The organism is Streptomyces sp. NPDC005866, assembly GCF_040629895.1.
GTDB lineage: Bacteria > Actinomycetota > Actinomycetes > Streptomycetales > Streptomycetaceae > Streptomyces.
The window spans coordinates 423,301-445,952 of record NZ_JBEXWP010000003.1 but is presented as its reverse complement, the minus strand read 5'-3'; the positions used below and the strand labels follow the sequence as shown (position 1 = coordinate 445,952).

General features: G+C 71.9%; 17 protein-coding genes and 4 pseudogenes. 9 read left to right on the top strand and 12 right to left on the bottom strand.

Annotated features, from left to right (window positions below; genetic code table 11):
- Window positions 1-35: 35 nt before the first annotated feature.
- The 4 genes and pseudogenes from ABZ396_RS06840 to ABZ396_RS06825 all read right to left on the bottom strand — a co-directional run bounded on the left by ABZ396_RS06840 (window position 36) and on the right by ABZ396_RS06825 (window position 3,699).
- Window positions 36-1,715, bottom strand: coding sequence for a long-chain fatty acid--CoA ligase (locus ABZ396_RS06840; RefSeq protein ID WP_358921754.1), 1,680 nt, complete (start codon window positions 1,713-1,715; stop codon window positions 36-38).
- 102 nt (window positions 1,716-1,817) lie between these two features.
- Window positions 1,818-2,375: a SigE family RNA polymerase sigma factor gene (locus tag ABZ396_RS06835; RefSeq protein ID WP_358921752.1), complete on the bottom strand. Its 558-nt coding sequence runs from the start codon at window positions 2,373-2,375 to the stop codon at window positions 1,818-1,820.
- A 357-nt stretch (window positions 2,376-2,732) separates the two neighbouring features.
- Window positions 2,733-3,170 (bottom strand): annotated as a pseudogene (locus ABZ396_RS06830) (acyl-CoA dehydrogenase family protein); the annotation flags it as partial.
- Between the two features lie 211 nt (window positions 3,171-3,381).
- Entirely contained in the window at window positions 3,382-3,699 is a 318-nt protein-coding gene (locus ABZ396_RS06825; RefSeq protein ID WP_358921750.1) for a hypothetical protein, read from the bottom strand.
- 358 nt (window positions 3,700-4,057) lie between these two features.
- On the opposite strand from ABZ396_RS06825, the gene ABZ396_RS06820 reads away from it, so the two are divergent.
- The gene (locus ABZ396_RS06820) at window positions 4,058-4,933 is read left to right on the top strand and encodes a bifunctional DNA primase/polymerase (protein ID WP_358921748.1); all 876 of its coding nucleotides are present in this window, start codon (window positions 4,058-4,060) and stop codon (window positions 4,931-4,933) included.
- Window positions 4,934-5,071: 138 nt separating this feature from the next.
- Here the strand turns inward: ABZ396_RS06820 and ABZ396_RS06815 are convergent.
- Window positions 5,072-5,236 (bottom strand): annotated as a pseudogene (locus ABZ396_RS06815) (GNAT family N-acetyltransferase); the annotation flags it as partial.
- 240 nt (window positions 5,237-5,476) lie between these two features.
- Between ABZ396_RS06815 and ABZ396_RS06810 the strand changes: the two are divergent.
- Window positions 5,477-6,121, top strand: a complete 645-nt coding sequence (locus ABZ396_RS06810; protein ID WP_358921746.1) for a dihydrofolate reductase family protein — start codon at window positions 5,477-5,479, stop codon at window positions 6,119-6,121.
- Between the two features lie 192 nt (window positions 6,122-6,313).
- Window positions 6,314-7,093 carry a hypothetical protein gene (locus tag ABZ396_RS06805; protein ID WP_358921744.1) on the top strand — a complete coding sequence of 260 codons (780 nt, stop codon included), beginning with the start codon at window positions 6,314-6,316 and terminating at the stop codon, window positions 7,091-7,093.
- Window positions 7,094-7,108: 15 nt separating this feature from the next.
- On the opposite strand, the gene ABZ396_RS06800 is transcribed toward ABZ396_RS06805, so the two are convergent.
- From ABZ396_RS06800 to ABZ396_RS06780, 5 genes and pseudogenes are all read right to left on the bottom strand, one after another.
- Window positions 7,109-7,903 carry an SDR family oxidoreductase gene (locus tag ABZ396_RS06800; RefSeq protein ID WP_358921742.1) on the bottom strand — a complete coding sequence of 265 codons (795 nt, stop codon included), beginning with the start codon at window positions 7,901-7,903 and terminating at the stop codon, window positions 7,109-7,111.
- Window positions 7,904-8,020: 117 nt separating this feature from the next.
- A complete protein-coding gene (locus ABZ396_RS06795; RefSeq protein ID WP_358921763.1) occupies window positions 8,021-8,743 on the bottom strand; it encodes a TIGR03943 family protein in 723 nt (240 codons plus the stop codon).
- Between the two features lie 129 nt (window positions 8,744-8,872).
- Window positions 8,873-10,216 (bottom strand): tetratricopeptide repeat protein, encoded by a 1,344-nt coding sequence (locus ABZ396_RS06790; protein ID WP_358921741.1) that lies wholly within the window; start codon window positions 10,214-10,216, stop codon window positions 8,873-8,875.
- A 345-nt stretch (window positions 10,217-10,561) separates the two neighbouring features.
- A complete protein-coding gene (locus ABZ396_RS06785) occupies window positions 10,562-11,617 on the bottom strand; it encodes a hypothetical protein (RefSeq protein ID WP_358921740.1) in 1,056 nt (351 codons plus the stop codon).
- 327 nt (window positions 11,618-11,944) lie between these two features.
- Window positions 11,945-12,202 (bottom strand): annotated as a pseudogene (locus ABZ396_RS06780) (serine/threonine-protein phosphatase); the annotation flags it as partial.
- A gap of 171 nt (window positions 12,203-12,373) precedes the next feature.
- Between ABZ396_RS06780 and ABZ396_RS06775 the strand changes: the two are divergent.
- Entirely contained in the window at window positions 12,374-12,814 is a 441-nt protein-coding gene (locus ABZ396_RS06775) for a hypothetical protein (protein WP_358921739.1), read from the top strand.
- Window positions 12,815-13,170: 356 nt separating this feature from the next.
- The gene (locus ABZ396_RS06770; protein WP_358921762.1) at window positions 13,171-14,139 is read left to right on the top strand and encodes a hypothetical protein; all 969 of its coding nucleotides are present in this window, start codon (window positions 13,171-13,173) and stop codon (window positions 14,137-14,139) included.
- A gap of 113 nt (window positions 14,140-14,252) precedes the next feature.
- Here the strand turns inward: ABZ396_RS06770 and ABZ396_RS06765 are convergent.
- Window positions 14,253-14,571 (bottom strand): annotated as a pseudogene (locus ABZ396_RS06765) (PLP-dependent aminotransferase family protein); the annotation flags it as partial.
- 71 nt (window positions 14,572-14,642) lie between these two features.
- Here ABZ396_RS06765 and ABZ396_RS06760 point away from each other — a divergent pair.
- Genes ABZ396_RS06760 through ABZ396_RS06750 form a run of 3 tightly spaced genes read left to right on the top strand, consistent with a single transcriptional unit; the run spans window position 14,643 to window position 18,362 of the window.
- On the top strand, window positions 14,643-15,431 hold the full coding sequence (locus ABZ396_RS06760) for an alpha/beta hydrolase (RefSeq protein WP_358921738.1): 789 nt from the start codon (window positions 14,643-14,645) through the stop codon (window positions 15,429-15,431).
- 10 nt (window positions 15,432-15,441) lie between these two features.
- Window positions 15,442-16,407, top strand: coding sequence for an endonuclease/exonuclease/phosphatase family protein (locus tag ABZ396_RS06755; protein WP_358921736.1), 966 nt, complete (start codon window positions 15,442-15,444; stop codon window positions 16,405-16,407).
- Window positions 16,408-16,415: 8 nt separating this feature from the next.
- Complete coding sequence (locus tag ABZ396_RS06750) at window positions 16,416-18,362, top strand: FUSC family protein (protein WP_358921735.1); 1,947 nt, start codon at window positions 16,416-16,418, stop codon at window positions 18,360-18,362.
- A gap of 10 nt (window positions 18,363-18,372) precedes the next feature.
- On the opposite strand, the gene ABZ396_RS06745 is transcribed toward ABZ396_RS06750, so the two are convergent.
- Window positions 18,373-20,445: a PhoX family protein gene (locus ABZ396_RS06745; RefSeq protein WP_358921734.1), complete on the bottom strand. Its 2,073-nt coding sequence runs from the start codon at window positions 20,443-20,445 to the stop codon at window positions 18,373-18,375.
- A gap of 254 nt (window positions 20,446-20,699) precedes the next feature.
- Between ABZ396_RS06745 and ABZ396_RS06740 the strand changes: the two genes are divergently transcribed.
- A complete protein-coding gene (locus tag ABZ396_RS06740; protein WP_358921732.1) occupies window positions 20,700-22,577 on the top strand; it encodes a VWA domain-containing protein in 1,878 nt (625 codons plus the stop codon).
- The last annotated feature ends 75 nt before the right edge of the window (window positions 22,578-22,652 follow it).

The window sequence follows — 22,652 nt, the reverse complement described above, 5'->3', positions numbered from 1 at the left end:
CCTTTTCGGGGCGCGCTCACGACGGGCGGGCGGTTTCAGATACGGGTGACGTCCAGCTCCCCGTCGGCGTACTTCCTCCGCAGCACCTTCTTGTCGAACTTGCCCACGCTGGTCTTCGGCACCGCCTCGACGATCGTCCAGCGCTCCGGGAGCTGCCACTTGGCGATCTTGCAGACGTCGCTCGCGAGGAAGGCGCGCAGGGACTCGAAGTCGGCGCCGGAGCCTTCCTTGAGGACGACCGTGGCCAGCGGGCGCTCGCCCCACTTCTCGTCGGGTACGGCGACCACGGCCGCCTCGGCGACGTCCGGGTGGGACATCAGCGCGTTCTCCAGTTCCACCGAGGAGATCCACTCGCCGCCGGACTTGATGACGTCCTTCGCTCGGTCGGTGAGGGTGAGGAAGCCGTCGGGGGAGATGGTGCCGACATCACCCGTCTTCAGCCAGCCGTCCTCGCTGAACTTGTCGGCGGGGCGCAGGGGGTCGGCGTCGGGGCCGTTGTAGTAGGCGCCGGCGATCCAGGGGCCGCGCACCTCCAGCTCGCCGGCCGACTCGCCGTCCCAGGGGAGGCGTTCGCCGTCCGGGCCGGTGAGCCGGGCCTCGACGCCGGCCGGGAAGCGGCCCTGGGTGAGGCGGTAGGCGAACTCGTCCTCCGTGCCGACCGCGTGGGCCGGCGGCCGGGAGACCGTGCCGAGCGGGGAGGTCTCGGTCATGCCCCAGGCGTGGCAGACCCGCATGCCCAGCTTGTCGAAGGCGGCCATGAGGGAGGGCGGGCAGGCCGAGCCGCCGATGGTGACCTGGGTGAGCGAGGCGACGTCCCGGGGCCGGGCGGTGAGCTCGCCGAGCAGGCCCTGCCAGATGGTGGGGACCGCGGCCGCGTGCGTGGGCCGCTCGCTCTCGATCATCTCGGCGAGCGGCGCGGGCTGGAGGAAACGGTCCGGCATCAGCAGGTTGACGCCGGTCATGAAGGTGGCGTGCGGCAGTCCCCAGGCGTTGACGTGGAACTGGGGTACGACGACCAGGGAGATGTCCTGGTCGGTCAGGCCCATCGACTGGGCCATGTTGACCTGCATGGAGTGCAGATAGATCGAACGATGGCTGTACACCACGCCCTTGGGGTCGCCGGTGGTGCCGGAGGTGTAGCACATGGCGGCGGCCTGGCGTTCGTCCAGCTCCGGCCAGTCGTACGCCGTCGGCTTGCCGGCGATCAGGTCCTCGTACTCGTGTACGGCCACGGAGGCGCCGTCCAGCAAAGAACGGTCGCCCGGACCGGAGACCACGACATGCCGCACCGGCTTCAGGTGGGGCAGCAGCGGGGCGAGCAACGGCAGCAGCGAACCGTTGACGATCACGACCCGGTCGTCCGCGTGGTTCACGATCCAGGCCAGCTGTTCGGCGGGCAGCCGAAGGTTGAGCGTGTGCAGAACCGCACCCATGGAGGGAATCGCGAAGTATGCCTCGGTGTGTTCCGCGTTGTTCCACATGAGAGTGGCCACACGGTCGTCGCCCCGGACGTCCAGGTCGTCGCGCAGGGCGTGGGCCAACTGGGCGGCGCGCGCGCCGACCTCGGCGAAGCTGCGACGGTGCGGCTCGGCCTCGCCCGTCCAGGTGGTCACCTGTGACTCGCCATGAACCCTCGACCCATGCGTCAGGATCGTGGAGATCAGCAGCGGTACGTCCTGCATGGTGCTCTGCACGGCGTCCTCCCGGGGCGACATTGCCTACTCGGCGGTAAAGGGGACTCCGCTGATTCTGCGCACATACCGAGCGGTATGTCACTAGGGCAGAGCCGACCAACACCGTCCGGCAGCACTCCGTCGCTATCGGGCGAGGACCAGCTCAGGGTCCTCACGCAGCTTGCCGAGCGCACGCGACACCGCGGACTTCACGGTGCCCACCGACACCCCGAGCACCTCGGCCGTCTGCACCTCGCTCAGGTCCTCGTAGTACCGCAGCACGACCATCGCCCGCTGCCGCGCGGGCAGCTTCATGATCGCCCGCCACATCGCGTCGCGCAGCGCCTGCCGCTCGGCCGGGTCGTCCCCGCCGCCCGCCGGCTCCGGCTCGGGCATTTCGTCGCAGACGAACTCGTCGACCCGGCGCTTGCGCCACTGCGAGGTCCGGGTGTTCAACAGGGCCCGGCGCACGTAGCCGTCGAGTGCCCGATGGTCCTCGATCCGCTCCCAGGCCACGTACGTCTTGGCGAGCGCGGTCTGGAGGAGGTCCTCGGCGTCACTGGGGTTGGCGGTCAACGACCGGGCGGTGCGCAGCAGGACCGGCTGGCGGGCCCTGACGTACGACGCGAAGGACGGGTACGGCCGGGTCTGCCTCGCCGAGACAGCGGCGTCCGAAGCGCTGGTGCAGACGGGTGTGGTCATGGCTCCACGCTATGAGCGAGCGGTATTGCGGCGGATCGGCCGCAGGTCCCGAAGGCGAGTCCGCCTCAGGTTGTAGGGGTGGGGTTGGCTACACCTCCTGAAGGTGGAGTACGGGGACGGTACTCCTGCGGGTTTACCCCTGCGGGGGCAGTGCGGTGGAGGCGGCGGGCCACTCCCCGGCAGGCTGCGGGTTCACCCGTCCGAGGCCAGGACCAGCCCTGACGTCGGCACCCCGGTGCCGGCCGTCACCAGGACCCGGCCCGCGCCCGGTATCTGGTTCACGCCCGTGCCGCGCAGCCGGCGCAGCGCCTCCGCCATCCCGTTCATCCATGGAGGTACGCCTCGCCGAGCTGTCCCCCCGTCGATCCGCCAGCCGTCGCCGTCCCGCACCGCCCGGGTGCGCAGTGCGGCGAGATCGGTGCCGGCGGAGGGCTCGCTGTAGCCGATGGCGAAGACCAGGTCGCCGCTGAGGATGCCGGGCAGGAAGCGGGCCTTCTGGTCGTCGCTGCCGTACTTCATGAGTGTGGGCCCGACCGTGTTGAGCGTGACCACCGAGACGGGGGCGCCGGCCCGGTACGCCTCGTCGAAGAACACGAACTGCTCGTCGGCGCCGCGCCCTTGACCGCCGTACTCGACGGGCCAGCCGGGGCCCAGCAGGCCGTCCGTGCCGATGCGGCGCAGCAGGGCACGGCGTTCCCCGGGGGTCTCGGGGACGGGTGACGGGATCAAGGACCGGAAGCAGGAGCGGAGTTCGGCGCGCAGCCGCTGCCGGCGTTCGGTGGGAGCCAGATGCATGGTTTCTGACTGACCGTTTCTGACTGTCCGTCAGATCCGGCCCTGTCAAGGCCGAACAACCGGCGCGGGGAGCCGGAGGGTGGTGAACCGGAAGCGGGAGGCAGTCGGGAGCCGGAGGGGGCCGGAAAGCGCCTGCGCGGCGGTACCGGAGTACCGCCGCGCGACGCGCTACTTCCCCACAGAGCGCACCCCGCAAGGGCTCAGACGGGACTTACCAGAGCTGGGTGAAGTGGACGGCGACGTTGTCGTTGCCCTGCTGGACGGCCGTCCACGCGGAGCCGTTGACCTGCGCGGTGTTGCTCTGGTTCGAGGCACCGTTGCCCACCGCGTTCTGCTGCGTGGTCGAGGAGTTGCCCTTGTTGTCGTGGCCGACACCGCTGCCGATGATGCCTGCCACACCGGCGTTGGCGCTCGATCCGTCGTCCGCGATCGCACCGTTGTCCGCGGCGGCGACACCGGCGAACAGGGCGGCAGCGAGCGGGAGCGCGGAGACGGCGGCGAGGACGCGGGCGGTACGGATGCTTGCCATGTTGTTTCCTCTCAGAGCCCGGCTATGCCGGGGGTACGTCAAGTAAGGCTCTTTCCAAGGCAGTTGGCCGACCGCCTCGGTGGTTGTCATCGACGTCGCGAGACCAGAGTTGCCCACCGAATCCCCGGCGAACCACCCCGGAAGGCCTTATTCGCCCTCAAGCGTGATGACAAGTCGATAAACCCCTTTCGCCATCTTTGGTTGACTCCAGCCCCAGTCGTGACCAGTCCGGACAATCACCCTTCAAGCACCCCAAGGGGAGAACCGATTCGGCACCCTTTCCGGCCAAGCTGCCGCTCCCGGCGTGTCACACCGGACCCCTCTTCCCTTTTTCGAACATACGTACGAACATGGATCCATGGCCACCACCGACCGGCAGGCCACGACGCTGGCCCTCGCACACGCCCTGTCAGCCGCCGAGCGCGGCCTGGCCGTCATCCCCCTGTCCCGGACCAAACTCCCGGCCCTGCGCTCCCCGCACCGCGGCGAGCCGGAACGGGCGCTACCGCCCTGCCACGGCGAGTGCGGCCGCCCCGGCCACGGGGTGTACGACGCCACCACCGACCCGGCCCGCATCCGTGAGCTGTTCGCCGCGGCACCCTGGGCGACCGGCTACGGCATCGCCTGCGGACTGCCCCCGTACCGCCTCATCGGCGTCGACCTCGACGTGAAGTCCGGTACGGACTCCACCGCCGCGCTGCGCGAACTGGCGCTGCGGCACCTGTTCACCATCCCGCCCACGGTCGTCGTGCTCACGCCGAGCGGCGGCCGCCACCTCTGGCTGACCGGACCACCGGACGCCGTGATCCCCAACTCGGCCGGCCGGCTCGCCCCCGGCATCGACATCCGGGGCGCGGGCGGCTACCTGGTCGGCCCCGGCTCCCGCACCGACCACGGCGTCTACGCCACCGCCCCCGGCACCGAATACCTGGTCCCGGCCCCCTGCCCACCGTCCCTGCTCCGCCTCCTGCTCCCGCCCCCGCGCGCCCCCCACCCGGCGACCCACCCCTCGGTCGGCGACCGCGGCCAGGGCCTGGTCCAGTTCGTCCTCGCCGCTCACGAGGGCCAGCGCAACACCCGCCTCTTCTGGGCGGCCTGCCGCGCCTACGAGAACGGCATCGGCCGCGCCCTGCGGGCCCCGCTGATCGACGCGGCGGTCCACACGGGCCTGACGGAACCCGAGGCCCGCGCGACGATCGCGTCGGCCGCGCGGATGACGGGCCACCGGCCTTGAGACCAGGCTGCCCGCCGGTGATCTGACGCCGTATGTGTAAGGGGTGCCTCGCCCGTTCCTGTGGAGGCACCCCTTGCGTCAGGGTGCGGACCGCGACATCGGCTGCGGATCACGCCCCCGCGCTGCTCCGCAGCGCCGTCAACCAGCGTCGGGCACGGCACCCGAGAAGTCGTACACGGCCCAGTCGGTGACCCGGACGTATCCGAGGCGTTGGTAGAGGGCGTTGCTGGTGGGGTTGGCCGCGTTCGTGTACAGGACGACCTCCTTGGCGCCTGCGGCGCGCGCGGCCCGGCTCACCTCGACCACGTGCCCGATACTTTCCCAAACCGACGACAGCCGTCCAGTGCCCTGTGAACCCGCGATGACATCGCTGCCGCGACAGTGCAAGTCCACGCAGCGGGACTACGTCACCAGCAGCGCGCGGACGGGCGACACCCGGGAAAAAAGTTGTGGGCCGCTGTCGATCCGGCCACGTCCCGTTCGACGTCATGATGTGTGGCACCTCGCCACACGATGACGCGACAGGACCTGCTGAGGAAACAGATGGATCAACTGCTGAGAGTCATGAACTTCAACGTCTCGAGTGACGGAATCGGTGCCGGTGACCACCAGAGTCTCGAGCGGCCGTTCGGCCTCGACCATGCCGAGAGGCTGTTCGCCTGGGCCGGAGCCACGGCGAGCTGGCCCATGCGCACGGACCCCGGGGGGAGCCGGGGCCTCGACGACTACTTCACCCGGGATTTCGCACGCAACATCGGTGCCGAGATCATGGGCCGCAACAAGTTCGGGCCCCAGCGTGGGCCATGGCAGAACCATGAGTGGCGCGGCTGGTGGGGGGAGGAGCCCCCGTTCCACACACCGGTGTTCGTCCTGACCCACCACAAGCGTCCGTCGTTCACGCTCTCCGACACCACGTTCCACTTCGTTGACGGCGACCCGGCCGCGGTCCTCGAACGGGCGCGGGAGGCGGCGCAGGGCAAGGACGTCCGACTAGGCGGCGGGGTCACCACCGTCCGGCAGTTCCTTGACGCTGACCTCGTCGACACCATGCATGTGGCGGTCTCGCCGGTAAAGCTCGGGTCCGGACTACGACTCTGGCAGTCCCCCGATGAGCTGCTCGACCGGTTCCACCTGGAGGTCGTGCCCAGCCCGAGCGGGGTGACGCACCACCTGTTCTGGCGAAGGTGACGCGCTCGTACGCGCCGCGGTGGCCAGGGGTCACCGCTGCGGCCGTCTCCGGGACCCGCCTGGACGCCGGGCGGGCGGTGGACGGTTTTCGCGGGTCCTCACCCGGACGGACCGGAGCGGTGGTAGGCGGGCGCCAGGGGTGATGGCGTGATCTCACGCGTTCCACCGCTTCGTTCCAGGGGAGGCCCCGCCATGAGAGTCACCGCCTCCGGTCTTGCCGTGGTCGGACTGCTCGCCGTCTCCGCATGTGCGGCCGGCCGGCCGCCGGAAGCGTCCGCTCCCCTCGCCTCCCCGGCGGCGAACGCGACAGCCGCCGAGCGCCCCGCCCCCGCCAGCCCGGCGGCCTCGCCCGGTATCCCGGCGCTCACCCCTGAGCAGGCCCAGTCCGCTTTGGTCGGCGAGGCCGACCTCGGGGTGCCGTGGACGGCGAGCGACGGCACCGCCACCTGGCACGACGGCCTGCTCAAGGCCGTCACCGGGCACCCCGACTGCCAGCGCCTCCTCGACGCCGTGTACGCCGACGAGTTGCTCGAACCGGCCGGCCCGCACGCCGTCGTCGCCCTCGACGACGGCGACGACGACGCCCAGCTCCGCTACCAGGTCTACGCGAGCCGCGCCGCCGACGTGGACCGGACCCTGGCCTGGCTGCGGGCGGTGCCCGGTGTCTGCCGACAGTTCGCCGCGCAGAACGCCTCGGCCGGGACCGAGGCCGTCCAGGTCGCCGACTCCGGGCTGCCGGAATTCGGCGAGGCCCGGCAGGGGCTGCGGGTCACCCTCACCGCGCAGAGCTCCCCGGACGACGACCCCACCACCCTCACCCTGGACATCGCCGTCGTCCGGGTCGGCGACGACGCGATCGTCCTCACCGCCGGCGCCCTCGGCACCCTCCCGACGGACACCACCGAGCAGACCCTCGACATCGGCGTCCGGCGCCTCGCCCAGGTACGGGAACAGGGCCGGGCGCAGGCCTAGAGCCCGCCCCGGCGGTCAGGGCAGGATCGCGTCGACGTAACCGCCGTCCACCCGCAGGGCGCCCCCGGTCGTGGCCGACGCCTGCTCCGAGCTGAGGTAGACGACCATATGGGCGATCTCCTCCGGCTCGATCAGCCGTTGCAGCAGGGACTGCGGCCGGTACTCGCGCATGAACCTTTGCTGCGCCTCCTCCCAGGGCAACTCCCGGCCCACGAGTCCGTACACGAAGTCCTCGACGCCGCCGGTGTGCGTGGGGCCCGCGATGACCGAGTTCACCGTCACGCCCGTGCCCGCCGCCTTCTTGGCGAATCCGCGGCTCACCGCCAGCAGCGCGGTCTTCGACATCCCGTAATGGATCATCTCGGCCGGGATGACCACCGCCGAGTCGCTGGCGATGTACTGCACGCGTCCCCAGCCGCGTTCGGTCATGCCCGGCAGATACAGCCGCGTCAGTCGTACGGCGGCGAGCACGTTGACCTCGAAATAGCGCCGCCATTCGTCGTCGGTGAGCTCCAACGGGTCGGCGGCCCCGAAGACACCCAGGTTGTTGATGAGGATGTCCACCTCGGGCAGCAGCTCCGTCGCCCGGGCCGCGCCCTCGTCGGTGGAGACATCGGCGGCCACGGACACCAGGTCGGCGCCGGGGGCCTGTACGGCGAACGACGCCACGCTCGCCGCCACCCGCCGCTCGTCACGGCCGTTGACACCCACGCGGGCCCCGGCCCGGGCGAGCCCCACGGCGATGGCCGCACCGATTCCCTGCGTGGAGCCGGTGACCAGTGCGGTGCGTCCTGTCAGATCGATATGCATGGGCGGGAGGGTTCCCTTCGTACGCCTGTGAATGTCGCGGTTCGTGTGCCTGTGCCTACGGATGCCACCGTCCGTCATGCGGGAAGCGGCACGGCCCAACCGTCTGATCCAAATGGGCTATGGCTTCTCGTAGGGGTCCGACGGCTGCTTCACCGTGCGCGCCGACTTCGCGTCCAGCACCGGCGGCCACGCCGCGTCCGAGCCCAGCGCGCCCTTGGGGTGCCAGGTGCCGGTGACGGTGACCCAGGTGTCGGTGGGCGGCGCGTCCTCGCCCCTGATCTCGACCTTGCTGGTGGTGGCGTCGGCGGCGCAGCACGTGACCATCAGCCGGGTCAGGTACCAGGTGCCGTCGGCGCCGTGCGTGGCGAAGCCCGTCATCCGGACCGTACGGCCCTTCAGCGCGCGTCCGCTGTCGTAGATCGCCCGTGAGCTGAACTCGGCGAGCGTCAGCCGCACCGGGTTCCCGGCGGGCAGCGCCGGAAAGGCCCCGACGCCCTGCGCCGCCCGCTGCGCCGCCTCGCGCTCCGCGCTGTACGAACCGAGCGCGGGCGGAGGGAAGAGCAGCAGGGCGAGGGCGGGGAGGGTGAGCAGCCAGGCGATCCGGGGGCCGTGGTTGTGATCGTGGTCCTGGATATGGCCACGGTCGTCGTGGTGGCCGGTGGTGCGGCTCCGCAGTGCCGCCGTCGTGATGCCCAGCAGGATCAGGGCGATTCCGGAGGTGATCAGGTAGGGGCGCAGGGACGCCTGGACGTACCGGAGGTACAGGTCGCCGAAGAGGGTGATCCGCAGGGCCGCCGCGCCGACGAGGCAGAGCAGGACCGGGCCGCCGTATCGCCTCACAGCAGCCACCACCCCACCAGGACGCTGGACGACAGCGCCACCAGCCGCGCCCCTGAGGAAGCGGCCTCCGATATGGATCGTGCGACATCGTGCGGCAACTACCGGGCAGTACCTGTCGCCGCCGCCCGCCTACAGCGGCGGCTGTGCCGGAGCCGGGCCAAGAGTCGTGGTACCCGGGGCCGTACGGTGGCCAAGGCCCGTGCGGTACGCGTCCAGTGCCGCCTCCACCCGGCCGGTGCGGCGCAGCAGGTCCCCCAGCAGACGGCACAGGTCCGCGAGGTCGCCGGCCGCGCCCGCCCGCTCCAGCAGGCTCAGCGCCCGTACGTAGTGCTCCTCCGCCGCCTCGGTGTCCCGGGCGTCCTCGGCGATGATGCCGAGCAGGCGGTGCGCTGCGGCCGCGTGGACCGCGCCGCGCTCGGAGGAGAAGTCGCCGAGCACGTCGTGCAGCAGCTCGGCGGCCTCCTCGGACTTGCCCCGGCGGTGCAGTACGTCGGCCAGCTCGACGGCGGCCTGGCTGCGGTACAGGGCGGCCCGGGTCTCCGACAGCATCGCCAGCGCCTCCCTCAACTCGACTTCCGCACGCTTCAGTTCGCCGTTCTGGGCGTAGACGTAACCGCGCATCCAGTGGCAGTTGGCGAGTTCGGTACGGAGCTGGAGCTGCCGGTACAGCTCGGCGGCCTTGGCCAGGGAGGCGTCGGCCTCGGCGACCCGGCCCTCGGCGAGCAGGGTGCGGGCGACGGAGCGGTGCATCCGGGCGATCAGCGCGGGGTCGCCGGCCTGCGGGGCGAGGGCGAGGGCGAGTTCGGCGGCCTGGGCGGCGCGGGCGTGGGCGCCCATGTCCATGTAGGGGCCGATGGCGGAGGCGTACAGCAGCAGGAGCGCGTCCGGGTCGTGCAGGCCACCCCGGTTCAACTCGTCGAGCGTGGTCTCCAGGAGGTAGACGGCGTAACGGAGTTCACCGGCCAGGTAGTGGCTGACGGCTCGGCCGCGGATCGCCGGTACGCGCACCGGCAGCGGCTCGTCGGCCGTCCCCAGCTCGGCCCGCTCGAAGAACTCCCTGGCCCGGCCCAGCTCACCGGTGTCCAGGGCGCACTCGCCCATCCCGAGCAGCGCGGTGGCCTGCTCGACCGCGAGCCCGAGCGCCGCCGCCTCCTCGAAGAGGACGGCGTACTGGGCGGCGGCCTCCTCGGCGGCGCCGGTGGCCAGGGTGCGCTGTGCCTCGGTGAGCCGCAGCCTGAGGTCGGTGGCGAGGTGGGCGGGGCGCCCGCTGGCCAGCTCCTCGAAGCCGACGCCGAGCCGCCCGGCGATATGCCGTAGCGCCTCGTCGGAGGCCCGCACTCGCCCGGCCTCCAGCGTGGAGATATAGGCCGGCGTGTAGGCAGGTTCGGCCAACTGCCGCTGCGTCAGCCCCCGTTCGGCGCGCAGCTGCTGCACCCGCCGTCCGATGGTCTCCGGATCGTCCCGTTTTCGCATTCTGTCACTCCCCCGCCAACTCCCCCTGGGCCTCTTGCCGTTGAGCTCCGGCAGCCCCTAGGTTAAACGGCGAATTAAACACGCTTAACCCGCCCCTGTCGTTGCGAGGTCGCCGTGCTCGGACGCACATCCGCACGCCCCAGCGCACGTTACGCCCGTAGTGTCGCCGCCGCCGTGATTGCCGTGGCCGCCCTCATCACGGCCGCCAACGCGGGCCCGGCGAGAGCGACGGGCACCGGCCCCGATTCCACCGCCCCGGCCACGGCCGAGCGCGCGCCGCGCTGACGGCGGTCAACTCCACGACCTACGGCGCGTGGAGTTACTTCACCTTCACGAACCAGTGACTCAGCTGGCCTGAAGCTGCCGCAGATGCTGCTGGACATGGTCCAGGGCACCTTCCCGGCGGCCCGGCACCCTGAGTCTCAACTCCGTGAGTGCGGGCCCGAGTTCACGGGCCCGCGCCGCGTCGTTGATGGCGCCCCACTGGTGGTGGGCCCGGTCCACGGCCGCCTCGACGGCCGGTGCGCCGGCCGGCTGCCCGGCGGCAAGCCGGGCGTGCGCGACGGTCAGCCAGGTACGGCAGCTGCGCACCGCGTCCCCGGCGAACATCGCCAGATCCGCCCGCACTTCGGACCAGTGCAGGGCGTCCTCGGAGGCCGGCCCGTGCGCCCGTGCGGCGGCCTCCTCCCAGCGGGCGGCGAGCTGGTCGGCCTCCGCATACCGCCCGTCTCGCGCGGCCGCGCTGATGGCGTCATGCGGATCCCCGCTGCCGGGAGTGTTCGAGCTGAGCAGAATGCAGCTCGCGGCCTCGGCGCCGAGCCGCGTGAGCACCTGCTGGTGCAGTTGCGCCATCGGCGGCCGGTGCCCACTGCGCAGCACGGTCGCCACGGCCTTCATGTACGACGGCGACGCGACGTCCCGCCGGGCCGGCGGCGGTGCGATACGCCCGTGCACGGCGTTGTTGCGCCCGGAGTCGAGGGGAACGATACGCAGCCGCTCCCAGGTCTCGTGGTCGGCGTGCAGATCGAGGACGAGCGTGGTCGCCCCGGCCGGCCGCAACCGCAGCTCCTCCCGGATCCAGTGCCAGGGCAGGCCGGTGTAGCGGACGGTGGCGGGCGTGGTCCGGGCCAGCGCGAGATGCGGCAGCCGCTGCTTGCGGTCCAGATGCAGCTGGCCCGTGACGAACACGGTCAGCGGACCGGAGGCTGCCGCCGCGGCACGCAGCCGCGTCAGGACGGCCTGCGGCTGCAAGGGGTCGGCGAGTTCGACGACGTTGGCGGTGTCGGTGCCGGAGAGTACCGCCGGGGGTACGGCCGCGAGCACGGGGAGCACGGACGCCGCGTCCACCAGACACGCTCTGCCTGTCGGCGAGGCCGCGAGCAGCAGCACGGTTCCGGGCATCGGCCCTCCCCTTTGTTCCCCAGGTCCACTTACGTCAGCACCGTAACCGCTGCGCCTGCAAAGCGGGGGGTGCGGGAGGGGTTTGGGGGGGGACGGGGTGATCCGGGGGGCAGGAGAGCACTCCTATCGGGATGCCGCGCTGCGGCGAACCGCGAAGATCGTGGTGTCGTCGCAGAGATGCCCTGGCTGTGGCGCAGTACGCCGTCGCGGACGTAGGCGACCAGAAGGGCCGGGTCGGCTGTGGCGGCCCGGGATGCCTCCTCGGGCAGCGCGTAGAACTCGCCGTCCCCGTTCCTCGCCTCTGTCACGCCGTCCGTGGTGACGAGGAGGGTCTCCCGCCTGGTACTCCTGCGGCCAGACGCTGTCCACGGCGATGTAGTCGACGACGCATAGCATCGCGAACACGGCCGTCGTCCACACCCCGCAGATCGCCGCCGCGATACCGGGCACCAGCACGATCCACGACATGATCCGGAACCGCTCCGTGGTGGCGAGGTCGACCGCCGTGATCCCGGCCAGCAGCAGGAGCGGCGCCGCCCAGGAGACGCTCCGGCCCCGGGCCCGCAGCGGGTGCCGCCGGCGCAGCAGATCCTGCCACCGCCGGGGGGCCGGGTGGTCGGTCACGAGAGTCAGGGAAACACGCGCCGCGGCGCGCCGCACGTCGTGGACGGCGTACGGGCTTCGTATGGCCGACTTGCCAGGAGGTACCCGCAGGTGTGCCCTGGAAGCCGGGGGCGAGGAGAGAGGAGCACTCTCATGGCTCAAGCGGCACCCACGTCCGGCGGTACGTCCCAGCACGGCCGTACGCCCGACATCTTCGGCCCGCGGACCCACCTCATGGGCAGACTGGCCGTCCCGATCGTGACGGGCCTGATCTACGGCTACTGGGCGGCCGCGAACCGGCGCAGCGGCGGGCCCGTCACCGGCTGGAACCTGCTGTTCGGATTCGTGACCGCGATCGTCTTCGCGGCGGTGCTGCTCGGCGTGCTGACGATCGGCCCACGGCTGCGGCGGGAGGTGCACGCGCTGATGTGGACGGCGTTCATGGGGGTCGCCTTCGGCTTCCTGTACAGCCAGAGCGGAGACTCGGTCCTGCGCTCCATCGGCATGTCCCTCGCGGTCGCGGCGGTGACGTTCATCGTGATGTTCTACCGGTTCTACACACACGAGGACGTGGCCGGACATCGCGTCCGCTGACCTCCCGGGTACGCGTGGGCCCCGGCCATCACGGCCGGGGCCCACGCGTTCCCCTTTTCCCCTCACCGGTCGCCGGGGCCGCTTGAGGGCACCCGACGACGTCCCTGCGAAGCCACTCGGCCGTTCCGCCGGGGAGGAGTTCTCACCAGGCTCCTGGGGAAGTTCTCCTCACGACCAGGAAACACCCGTTCGGGTCAGCCTTCCACCGGAGCGTGGCGCCCCAAGGGTTTCCGGCGCCCGTGGGCGCCGTATCGCCCGTCCGGCCCGACCTGACGCCACGCCATGCCCCGGATGCAGTCGCACCGCTCGCCTGACCGGCCCTCAGGGGCTTGCCTGGGAGCGTGCCCTCAGTGCCAGTGCCCACAGGGCCCGCGCGGCCCGTACGGCCCACCCGGGCCGTACGTCTCCGGAACGCCCTTTCGGCTCTGCTGGTCACGCTGTCCTGCCTGCTGCTGCCGTTCGGGGCGCTGGCTGCCTGGGCGGCCTACGGGCTGGCGGACACCGGACAGTACGTCAGCACGATGGCGCCGCTGGCCGACGACCCGGATGTCCGGGACGCCGTGGCGGACACCGTCGGCGAGGGCATCATGCGCGAGGTGGACGTCGGCCGGCCGATGCAGGGCACGGTGGCCCCCTTCGTACGCGAGGCGGTCCGCTCCTTCACCCAGACCCGGGCGTTCCGGCTGGCCTGGGACGCGGGCAACCGGGCCATCCATGACGCGGTCCTGCGCGCGCTCCAGGACGAGCGTGAGGAGGCCGTGACCGTCGACCTCGCCCCGGTCACCGCCCAGGTCAAGGACCAGCTCACCCAGGACCATATGCCGCTCGCGGCCCGTATCCCGGTCAAGCACACGGCCGTAGCGGTCCTTCCGGCGGAAGAACTGGACCAGCTCCGGAAGGGGTTCCACGTGCTCGAAGTCGCCGGCTTCTGGCTTCCCGTCGCGGCCGTCGTCTTCGCGGTCTGCGGCATCGCCCTCGCCGTCCACCGCCGCCGTGCGATGACGGCGACCGCGCTGGGTACGGCGCTGGGCGGCGCCGTGCTGGGTCTCGCCCTCACCGTCGGCCGCCGGCTCACCCTGGCCGGTCTGCCCTCCGACGCCCCACACCCGGCCGCGGCCGCCGTCTACGACGCGCTGACGTCCACCCTGCGCACGGTCTCCTGGCTGCTGCTGGGCCTGGGTCTGACGGTGGCCGCGCTGGCCTGGCTCGGCGGATACGTCCGCCGCCGACCGGAGAAAGTACGGAAGCCGGCCGTCGACACACCCGAGTCCGCTTCCCTCGGGGCGGATTCACAACCCGCCGGCCAGGACATCACCATCACGTAGCCGGCCGCTCCTCCAGGAGACCCGCGGTGGGCGTCCTGCCGGGCCGTCACGCCGGCACCGCACACAAGCCGCCCGACCACGACGACCCGGACCGACCCACTCCAGGGGCGCCGCGCCGCGAGTCCCGCCAGTGTCCGCAGCGCCCCCACCAGCTCCGGCCCGCCCGCCGAGGCGAGCCCGAGCCGCACCGCGTCCGGCGTCCGTTTCGGGTCGACGCGGAAGGCGGTACCGGGCGTGACCCCGATCCGGTGGGCCGCCGCGGCCGCCGTGAAGCCGTCCGCCCGCCATGGCGCGAACAGTTCCCACCCACCAGGCGAAGTACCCGCACGGATCCGCCCGTACGGCGAACCCGTCGAGCAGCTCCCGGACGAGCTCCTGCCGCCGCCCGGCCTGCTCGCGCTCGGCCGCGACGAGCCGCGCCACGGTCCCGTCCCTCGTCGGCATTGCACCGAGAGCAAAGATCTTATTGCACCGAGGAGTTGGCAGCACCTAGGGTCGTTCACATGCCCCCCTTCCTCGCATATGACGATAATGACCCACAAACCTCGCGCGCCCCCTTGCTGCTCATCCACGGTCACCCCTTCGACCGCACGATGTGGCACCCCCAGCGCACCGCCTTCGCCCCGTCCCGCCGGGTCATCGCCCCCGACCTGCGCGGCTACGGAGCCTCCCCGGTCACACCCGGCCTGACCCCGCTCTCCCGCTTCGCGGCGGACCTGGAGGAACTCCTCGACGCACTGGACGTGGAGGCCTGTGTCCTCGCGGGCCTGTCCATGGGCGGCCAGATCGCGATGGAGTGCTACGACCGCTTCGGCGCCGACCGTGTGAGGGGCCTGGTCCTGGCGGACACGTTCCCCACCCCGGAGACACCGGAGGGCAAGCGGGCCCGCAACGCCATGGCCGACCGCCTGCTGCGCGAGGGCATGCGCGGCTATGCCGACGAGGTCCTGGAGAAGATGGTCGCCCCCTACGCCCACCCGGATGTGAAGGCCCACGTCCACCGCATGATGACGGCCACCGACCCCGAGGGCGCGGCGGCGGCCCTGCGCGGCCGGGCCGAACGCCCCGACTACCGCCCCCTGCTGACGAAGGTCACCGTCCCGGCGCTGGTGGTGGTCGGCACGGACGACGAGTACACCCCCGTCTCCGACGCCGAGGCCATGCACGCCCTCCTCCCCGACGCCACCCTCCGGATCATCGACTCGGCGGCCCATATGCCGAACCTGGAACGGCCGGAGGAGTTCAACCGGGCGCTGGGGGAGTTCCTCGCGCGGGTGGACGAAGGGTCGTAGTCTCGGCCGGGTGACGACGGCGCCCGGCCACGGAACCCGGCTCGCGATCTGGGCGGCCGCCCTGCTCCTTCTCGGCGTGACCGTCGTCGTCGCGTGCCGCGTCGCCGACACCGACGCCCTCACCCCCGTCCCCCAGCTCCTCGCCTTCCTCCCCTGGCTGCTGGTCCCCGCCCTGCTCGGGCTGCTGCTCACCCTGCTCGCCCGCTGGTGGCCAGGTGCGGTCTGGGGCGCCGCCCTGCTGCTGGCCCTCGGCTGGTTCGCCGAGCCGTACGGCGGCGGCGGTGAGCCGGCCGGCACCCCGCTCGCCTCCCTCCGTGTCCTCACCTCGAACGTCGAGTTCGGCGCCGCGACCCCCTCCCTGGTCCCGCGGATCCGGCGGTGGAAGCCGGACGTCGTGTTCGTGGAGGAGTGCGAGTACACCTGCCAGGCCATACTGGCGAAGGAGCCCGGCTACCCCTACCGCACGGCCGTCGTCGCCGGCGGCTCGACCGGCTCGCTGCTGCTGTCCCGCTTCCCGCTGCGCGCCACCGACGGCGTCCCCGGCACGATGGGCATGCCCGGAGCCGTCGCCGACGTCGACGGTCACCACGTACGCCTCCAACTCGCCCACCCCATGCCCCCGCTGCCCGGGCAGGTCGCCCTCTGGCGCCGCGAGCTGGGCCGCCTCCGCGACTTCGCCGCCGCCGACACCACGACCCCGACCATCCTCGCGGGTGACTTCAACGCCTCCCAGGACCACGCGGCCTTCCGCCGCATCCTCGACACCGGGCGGCTGCGGGACAGCGCCCGGCTCAGCGGCGCCGGCCGCACCGCCAGCTGGCCCGCCCCCACCGCCGCTGTGTTCGGCGCCCAGATCGACCATGTCCTGCTCTCCCGGGACTTCTCGGCGACCGGGGCCCGTTTCCTGCGCCTGCCGGACACCGACCACCGCGCCCTCGTCGTGGACGTCACGCTCCACCAGCACCGGCGCGGATAATGGGCCGCATGTCCCGCGAGTTCCCCATCGGCCTCACCCCTCCCGACTGGCTGGTAAGGAACCTCCGGCCCCAGCAGGCCCCGCCACTCCACTGGCCCGCCCTCGCCCGTGCCGTCGTCGGCATGGCCCTCCCGCTCACCGTCGGGCTCGCAGTCGGACAGCCCGCGTACGGCGCCCTCGCCTCCATGGGCGCCCTGTCCGGGGTCATCGGGGACACCGCCGACGCCTACCGGATGCGGATCCTCAACATCGCGGTCCCCCAGCTCTTCGGCGCCGTCGGCGTCACCGTCGGTTCCCTGGTCTACGGCCAGGGAGCACTGACGGTCGCCGTCATCACCGGCGTCGCGCTGATCTCCGGGATGATCTCGACGATCGGCGCGGTCTCCTCGGTCTCCGGACTGCTGCTCCTGCTCAACTCCGTGATCGGAGCGGGCCTGCCGCTGCCCGGCGCCTGGTGGCTGACGCCCGTCCTGATGACCGGCGGCGGCCTGCTGGTCCTGCTGCTCGCCCTGCTGTCCTGGCCGTTGCGCTCCGGCGTACCGGAACGCTCGGCGGTCGCCGCCACCTACCGCACGGTCGCCGACCAGCTCACGGGCATCGGCACGGCCGACGCCGAGGAGTACGACCGCGCCCGGCGCACCGTCACCCAGTCGCTGAACCAGTCGTACGACCTGATCCTCGCCCGGCGCGCCCGGTACGGCGGCCGCAACCGCGAACTCACCCGCATGCTGGCCCAGCTGAACGCGATCACCCCGGTGGTGGAGGCCGCCCCCGCCGCCCGGCTCGCCGGAAGGCCGCTGCCGCCCGAGGTCCCGGCGGCGGTCAAGCACATCGCCGACGCCATCGACACCGGCTACACCGGTCCGATAGGACTCGACCTCCCCGAGCCGGTCAACGAGACCGCCCGGGCCGTGGACCACGCCCTGCGGCATGTCGCCGAGGTCGCCACCTCGCCCGAGGTCGACCCGCGCGGCATCGACGACCGCCTCGGCCGCCCCGCCGCCCTCGGCATCCGCACCGCCCGCGCCGCCCGCAACGTCGTGCTGTCCGCCAACTCCTGGCGCTACGGCATCCGCCTCGCCCTGTGCATCGGCATCGGGCAGGCACTGGTGTCCCTCATCCCGGTCCCGCGCTCCTACTGGGTCGCCCTCACCATCACCTTCGTCCTCAAGCCCGACTTCGGCTCGGTCTTCTCCCGGGCGCTGCTGCGCGCGCTGGGCACGGTGGCCGGCCTGGTGGTGGCGGCGACGGTCCTCGCCCTGGTCCCGCGCGGCTGGTGGGACGTACCCGTGATGATGGTCCTGGCACCCCTGATCCCGGCCCTGACTCCCCGGGGCTACGGCTTCCAGACCGCCGCGATCACCCCGGTGATCCTGCTCCTGTCCGACGTGCTGAACCACCAGGGCACCGGCCTGCTCCTGCCCCGGCTGGTGGACTCCCTGATCGGCTGCGGGATCGCGCTGATCGCCGGGTATCTGCTGTGGCCGGAGAGCTGGCACACCCGGGTCGGCGACCGCCTCGCCGACGCGGTCGCGGACACCGCGGACTATGTCGACCTGGCCTTCGAGGAGAGCGCGGACCCCGGCGCCCGCGCCCGGATGCGCCGCCGCCTCTACCGCGACCTGTCCACCATCCGTACGGAGTTCCAGCGCGCCCTGACCGAGCCGCCGCCGACGGGACGCCGGGCGGCGGCCTGGTGGCCCCTCGTCGTCGCCGTGGAACGCATCGTCGACGCGACGACGGCGGCCCGGGTCCGGGTACGGCACGGAGCACCGCCCCCGGCCCGGGCCGAGGTGGACCAGGTCGCCCGGCAACTACGTGAGTTGGCGGAGGCGGTCCGCGAGGCCGAGACCCTGACCGCCGTCCGCACGGACCTCACGGGCCCGGCGGACAGCGTCCTGGAACCACTGCGCCAGGAGGTGGCGGCGGCCAGGGCGATCGCGACCCCGCACTGACTCCTCTGTCTCAGACGCCGATGTCGGAGCCGTCCTTGCGCCAGACAGCGACCACGGCGGGCCGGACGATCTTTCCGGCCCCGTCCGGCCAGGTGCTCGCCGGCTTCTCCACACTCGCCCCGTCGATCTCACCCGGGTGCTGCACGGCGACGAGTACCCGCCGGTCCTGCACGATCGGCCCACAGGTCTCGGCGCCGGTCGGCACGGTCAGGAACTGCTTCAGCTCACCGCGCCGGGAGCCGCGCGCGGCAACGCCGAACAGCCCGTCGTGCGAGCCGAGCTGGTTGCCGTCGGTGGCGATCCACAGGTTGCCGTACGGGTCGAAGGCGACGTTGTCCGGGCAGGAGATGGGGCTGACGTCGTCCTTGGGGAACCCGGCGAAGTAGGTGGCCGGGTCGTCCGGGTCACCGGCGACGAGGAACAGCGACCAGCCGAAGGTCAGGCTCTCCGCGCGATTGTGCCGCTCGGTCAGCTCCAGGATGTGCCCGTGCCTGTTGGCGTTGCGCGGGTTGGCCTCGTCGGCCTTGGCGTTGGAGCCGACACCGCGGTTGGTGTTGTTGGTGAGGACGACATACACCTTGCCGGTCTTCGGCGAGGGCTGGATGTCCTCGGGCCGGTCCATCTTCGTGGCGCCGACCTTGTCACCGGCGAGCCGGGTGAACACGAAGACCTCGTCGGCGCTCATGCCCTCGACGTGGGACACGGCCCCGTCCGCCGTGGCGGTGGCCAGCGGAATCCACTCCCCGCTGCCGTCGAACTCCCCGTCGGAGGGCAGCTTCCCGGTCCCGTCGATCTCGGCGGCGGGCGAGTCCCCGGTGAGCCTGGCGACGTACAGGGTTCCTTCGTCGAGCAGCGAGAGATTGTGCTCCCGCACCGCCCTGCTGGAGCCCTTCTTCATCCTCTTGCTGCCGACGAACTTGTAGAAGTAGTCGAAGCGCTCGTCGTCACCGGTGTAGACGACCGGCCGCCCGTCCTCGGTGAGCCGCACGGTGGCGGCCTCGTGCTTGAACCGTCCGAGGGCGGTGTGCTTACGAGGGGTGGAGTCGGGGTCGTAAGGATCGAACTCCACCACATAGCCGAACCGATGCACCTCGTTGGGCTCCTGGGCGACATCGAACCGCTTGTCGAACCGCTCCCACTTGCGCTCGGTGGCGCCGGTCCCGATGCCGTACCGCTTGTCCGTCGGCCGGCTGCTGTTGGCGAAGTACTGGTTGAAGTTCTCCTCGCCGTGCAGCGTGGTGCCCCACGGGGTGGTCCCGCCGGAGCAGTTGTTCAGCGTCCCGAGCACCTTGCGGCCGGTCGGGTCGGCGGAGGTCTTCAGCAGGTCGCTGCCGGCCGCGGGCCCGGTGAGGCGGAACTCGGTGGTGGCGGTGACCCGGCGGTTGAGGTGGTGACGGGGTACGGCGGTGAGCGCACCGGTACGCCGGTCCTCCGCCACGACGACGGCGGCCAACCCGTGAGCGGCCCAGGCGACTTCCACCTGCTGCCGCGTCGGATTGGCGGCGTCGTACCCCCGGAACATCAGAATCTCGTCGGTGTACTCGTGATTGGCGACGAGCAGCTGCCGGTCGCACTCACCCGGGATCGGGAGGAGGGCGAGGAAGTCGTTGTTGTACCCGAACTGCCCGGCCTGGGCGGCGGCGGTCTGGTTCTCGGGGTCGAAGGCGGGGGCGCCGCGGAGTATGGGCTCGCCCCAGCGGATGACGACGTTCTGCGCGTAGCCGCCCGGGACGACGACGGCGTCGGTGGTGTTGGGGGCGACGGGGTCGAACCGCAGCCCGCGGGCGCCGGATGTGGAGGTGGACGCGCCTCTGGACGCCTCTCCGGTCGCCGCGGCGGCGACCGGGGCACCCCCGACGCTCACACTCCCGGCCGCGGCGGCGACGGTGACGACGGCGGCGGCCCGCATGGCGGTACGGCGGCTGAGGGCCCCGGCGATGACGTCGCCGACGTATGCGTTGGCGCTGGTGTTGGGTACCTCGTGGAAGCAGGCGTCACCACACCGGAACCGGCAGGTGAGGGCGGACCTCCCACCCGGGTGCGACCCGGACGACGCTCCGACGATCGGCAGCAGTTTGCGCACTTTACTCTCCCCTTGCAAGCCTTTGATGTGAGCGTGACGTTAGGGGTGTGGTTGTGCGCACGAACAGCCGTCGAATGAACGAAAGATGAACCAAAGGCAACCGAGGGGGAGTTGAGAACGGGCCGGAACTCGACCGCCGTACGCCCGACAGGAGTCGCCGACCCTCCCCAAGATCGCAACCTGGGGCCGCTAACCTTACGTGTCCGTCCTGGCCAGCGGTTGACGGGTATCAACTCACGCGAAGGGTTGCGCACATGGGCATTCTCACTCTCCTGCGGAACGCATTCGGTCGGTCGCGAAAGCCGCGCCCCGCCGAGGCGGAGGGTGCAGACCAGCTCCCTTCCCAGCCGGCGCCGGCACCGGCGCCGACGCAGGAAACACCGGAACCGGCCGCCCCGGCGGTGGTCCCGGAACCCCGCCTGGCGGAGACCGACGAGCACGATCTGGTGTCTGCGGCATTCGACAACGTGACCGTGCCGAAGCAGGCGTCACGAACGATCGAGCCGGAGATCGAGGTCAGGCCGGAGGCGCCGGCGGGGGCGGGGGCTACGGCTGAGGCGGACGCTGAGGTCGGCGCTGAGGCTACGGTCGAGGCGGACGCTGAGGCTGAGGCGACGGCTGAGGCGGACGCTGAGGCTGAGGCTGAGGCGGACGCTGAGACGACGGCCGAGGCGGAGGCGACAGCTGAGCCGGAGGCCAAGGCCGAGCCGGTGGCTGCGCCGGATGCCGAGGCCGAGGACGTGGCTGAGGTGACTGCGGAGCCGGTGACTGACGCCGAGGCTGAGGCTGAGGTAGCGGCTGAACCGGAAGCCGATGTCGAGCCGGTCACGGAGCCGGAGGCCGAGGCGGCTGTTGAGTCGACGCCGGAAGCGGAGGCGGTGGCTGAGCCGGAGGCCGAGGTCAAGCCGGAGTCGGAGTCGGAGAGCGTGATCGAGCCGACGCCGGAGCCCGAGGCCGAGCCGGTCGCCGAGGCGGTTGTCGAGCCGACGCCCGAATCCCAGCCGGAGGGCCAGCCCGAGCCGGTTACGGCGCCGGAGCCCGCTAACGCCGCAGAGCACGGGAGCGCCTCGGCGGCGGAGGCCGAGGACGAGCCCGTACAGGCGGCTGCCGAGACCACGACGCCGGAACCGGTCGCCGAGACGAACAGCGACCCCGAGCCGGGGATCGAGGCGGCCCCCGCGCCGGAGGCCGAGGCGACGCCCAAGCCCGAGCCGGTGTCCGAGACGACGCCCGAGGCCGAGCCGACCCCCCAGCCCGAGGTCTCCCCGGAGGGCGAACGCGAACCGGTCGCCGAGACGGTCGCGGAGCCCGCCCCCGAAGCCGCTCCGGACCAGGCCGAGGCGGCAGCCGAGACCGACACCCCGGCACCCGCCGCAGCCGCAGCCGCCGACGGCGAATCCGCCCCGCAGGGGCCACCCGCACCCGACAACGAAACTGTCACGAGTGGTGCGGGTGGGAACGAACACGCCGAAGGCGAAGCCGAGGCCGCCGCCGACAACGACGCCGCGGCCGCCGCCCTCGCCAAGGCCGGCCTCACCGGCACCCGCGCCGCCACCTACCTCGTCCTCGACCGCTCCGCGAGCATGCGCCCGTACTACAAGGACGGCTCCGCCCAGGCCCTCGCCGACCAGACCCTGGCCCTCGCGACCCACCTCGCCCCGGCCAAGGTCACGAACACGGACACGGGCTCCGCCACCGTCCACGTCGTCTTCTTCTCCACGGAGGTCGACGGCACCACCGACCTCACCCCCGCCTCCCCCGAGAACGCGATCGACGAGGCGCACGCCGGCCTCGGCCGCATGGGCCGTACCAGCTACCACGCCGCCGTGGAAGCCGTGCTCGCGCACTACGACAAGAACGTCACCCCCGGCACCCCCGCCCTGGTCGTCTTCCAGACCGACGGCGCCCCCGACGCCAAGACCCCCGCCACCCAGTCCCTCACCGACGCCGCGAAGACCCACCCCTCGGTGTTCTTCTCGTTCGTCGCGTTCGGCGAGCACGAGAACAAGGCCTTCGACTACCTCCGCAAGCTGAAGACCGACAACACGGCCTTCTTCCACGCGGGCCCGACCCCCCTGGAGCTCACGGACGCGGAGCTCTACGACGGCGTCCTGATCGACTGGCGCCCTTAGCACCTGCCTCTCCTGTGCCGCCCGCTTCTCACCCCGTAAAAGGGGAGGCGGGCGGCATACACATGTCGGCTACGA